The sequence below is a fragment of the uncultured Lamprocystis sp. genome (genome assembly GCF_903933125.1).
Classification (GTDB): Bacteria; Pseudomonadota; Gammaproteobacteria; order Chromatiales; family Chromatiaceae; genus Thiodictyon.
Map to the genome: position 1 here is coordinate 1 of NZ_CAIZIZ010000331.1, position 2,788 is coordinate 2,788.

2 protein-coding genes are annotated in these 2,788 nt (G+C 58.9%); one reads left to right on the forward strand and one right to left on the reverse strand.

Going from position 1 to position 2,788, the window contains the following annotated elements:
• Positions 1-464 (reverse strand): hypothetical protein (locus tag QZY03_RS17130; RefSeq protein WP_295583174.1); only part of this gene is annotated, 464 nt, incomplete at its 3' end.
• A 212-nt stretch (positions 465-676) separates the two neighbouring features.
• Here QZY03_RS17130 and QZY03_RS17135 point away from each other — a divergent pair.
• Positions 677-2,206: a transposase gene (locus tag QZY03_RS17135; RefSeq protein ID WP_295583176.1), complete on the forward strand. Its 1,530-nt coding sequence runs from the start codon at positions 677-679 to the stop codon at positions 2,204-2,206.
• Positions 2,207-2,788 lie beyond the last annotated feature (582 nt).

The window sequence follows — 2,788 nt, forward strand, 5'->3', positions numbered from 1 at the left end:
TCGAAGGCGATCCGGTCGCGGTGCGGGATATCCGTGCCCAGCTCTCCCGGCCAGAGCCAGCGGACTCCCAGGTGGTCATGGATGAAGGTGCTCACCGCGTTCGCAGTTCCGAATTCGCCCACAGACGTCGGGCTATAAACGAGAGGTTTTGGAATAATGAACGATTCGCGGTCGCGCCCGGCGATGACCAGGTAACGTTCGTTCGCGGCGATAAGAATCTCTTCGGGATGCTGGAAGTCGAAGTCCAGCTTTGGGAATAGGGTTTTCAAAACCGGCTGATAGCCGACCCAGACCGCGCGCTCCGGCAGGGGATCCGGAGTGCCCTGAATAATTTCGGGACGGCGGCCGCTCATGCGCTCCACGTAGCCGGCAAGGTCGTTGGCCGCCTGGTGGACTTCCTTGGTTGGATCTTCCACCGGCACGATGATGGGCGCGGTGGAGATCCCCTCCGCCACCCAGACCATGCCGGAGGGCTTGGCTGATGAGGCGGACGACCCGCCTGCTGCGGGGAGCAGGGCGAGGAGGGCGCTACATAGAGCCAGTCCGCCAAGGCGGAGAGCAAGCACTGAAGCGGGTTTGAAGGCGAAAGAAAGAAGGCATGGACAGCAAAAAATGCTGCCATGCCTCAAATCGGGTGTTTATATTTCGGTTTGCAGACTGAAAAACACACACACCGATGAGCAAAGTTATATCCTTCCAAGAGTTCCTGAGTCCAGAAATTGTTCCGGTTTTCGGAAACAAAGATTATGCGGATCACAAACGGCTGCTTGAGCGGGTCGACCGGATTCTGCATGTGAGCGGGCTGGAATTGCGCTTTGTGGAGCTGAGCATGGAGCGCTTCGACGCGCGTGTGGCCAAGCTGGAAGCGGCCGGGGAGAAAGTGCTTTCCGGCCCCGACGCCATCGGGCGATACCAGCAACAAAGCCGCCAGGCGCTGAGGTGCATGGTGCTCAAAAACCTGATCAGCGTGGGCTGCCGGGAGACGAGCCGGCAGTTGGCCATGTGCGAACTCTATCAGTGGTTCTGCCGGGTGCAGCGCGTTCCCGTGGTGAGGGCTCCCTCAAAGAGCACTCTCAACGATTACGCGAAGTGGCTTCCGGCGGAAGAAATGGAGACGTTGCTCGACGCTCTTGGCGAGGCGCTTCGGGACGAGGCGCGGGCGAAAATCATCGGGCTGGAGCACGAGCTGGACATGGCGGTCGTATGGGTGGACTCGACGTGCTTGAAGGCGAACATCCACTTCCCGGTGGACTGGGTTCTCGTGCGCGACGGGGTGAGGACGCTGACGGGACACATTTTGACGATCCGTCGCCACGGGCTTTTGCATCGCATGCCGGAGCCCGAGAGTTTCTTGCGCAAGATGAACGGGCTTTGCATGGCGATGAGCGCCGGTGCGGGGACGAAAACGGGAGGGAAAACAGACCGCAAGAAAGAGCGCAAGAAAATCCTCCGTCAAATGAAAGCCTTGTGCGACGTGGTGCTCAAACATGCCCGGCGTTACCGTGGGCTCCTGGATGACTGCTGGGAGGAAAGCGATCTCACGCGCCCCGAAGCCGAAGTGATCCTGCGAGGGATGGACAACGTGATCGCGCAGATGCCGGAAGCCAAACGGCAGGCGCACGAGCGAGTGATCGGGGGGCGGCAGGTGCCGAGCAAGGATAAGATCCTGAGTCTTTACGAGAGCGACATCCACGTGATCGTGAGAGGAAAAGCGGGGGCGGCCGTGGAATTCGGCAACAGTCTGCTTTTAGGGGAAACCTCCGATGGTTACATCATGGACCACGAGCTGATGAAAGATCGCTCGCCGGGAGATCCGAAGTGGCTTGAGCAACGCTATCCCGGGATGAAGAAAAAGAGCGGAGGGCAGCTCTGCGGGATGATCACAGACCGGGGGTTCGAGAGCAAAGCCAACCGCCGAATGCTTGAGGAAGACGGCGTTTTCAACGGGCTGTGCCCGAGGAATCCGCAGGACCTCGCAGAGCGCATGGAGAAAGATGAAGTCTTCGCCGCCGCCCTGCGTCGCCGTGCACAAACCGAGGGACGGGTCGGCATATTGAAGAACGTGTTTTTGGACGGAACGCCGCGAGCCAAAGGGTTCAAGAACCGGCAACTTCAAGTGGCGTGGGCCGTATTAGCCCACAACCTCTGGGTCGTTGCCCGCCTGCCCTGGGCCTGTGATCAGCAGGCCGCCGCCGAGGCCGCCTGATACACGCTGGATCCCAGTGAAAAATGACACCACAAGAGAGGTGTGTCAAAAAACGGCATTTTTTGCGCAAGTCGTTGAAAAATGACGTCGCTGGAAATTTTTCCGCGCAAGTGCGTCTATATGTTGTGGTGTTTTTCGGACGATTTTCGGAAGCTTTTCAAAATTCCGTCTTTCCGGACAGGCCCTACTTAATGAAGTGCGGCAAGCGGACCCGTCCGAACCAGCCGCCGGGGGACTCCATCGGTTGCCCCGGGATTGTCCGTTGGGCCTTCCCTTCCGAGCAGACGGCGCTGTTCGTTTTTACAGCACTGCCCGTTGGCCGGGGCAATCAGGGGAGAGGGCCCAGAGTTGCCGTTGTTGTCCCAACATTCTTAAGAATGTTAGAATAACATTGCAAAAAATTCTCTGGCGGGCAGGATTCCGGGCATGGAACTGAAGAAGAGCATTGTCAGAAAAGCAGGGGCGCGGTCGCGCAGGCTGGAGCGGGTGGTCAAGGGGTTCGCGAACCACCGCCGGATCGAGATCCTCGAACTTCTCGGGAAAATGCCTGAGATGTCGGTCGGGGAAATCTCCCTCGCGACA

Excerpts from the sequence above, each read along its gene's own strand:
- QZY03_RS17135 (WP_295583176.1), top strand. The coding sequence starts at position 677 with ATGAGCAAAGTTATATCCTTCCAAGAGTTCCTGAGTCCAGAAATTGTT.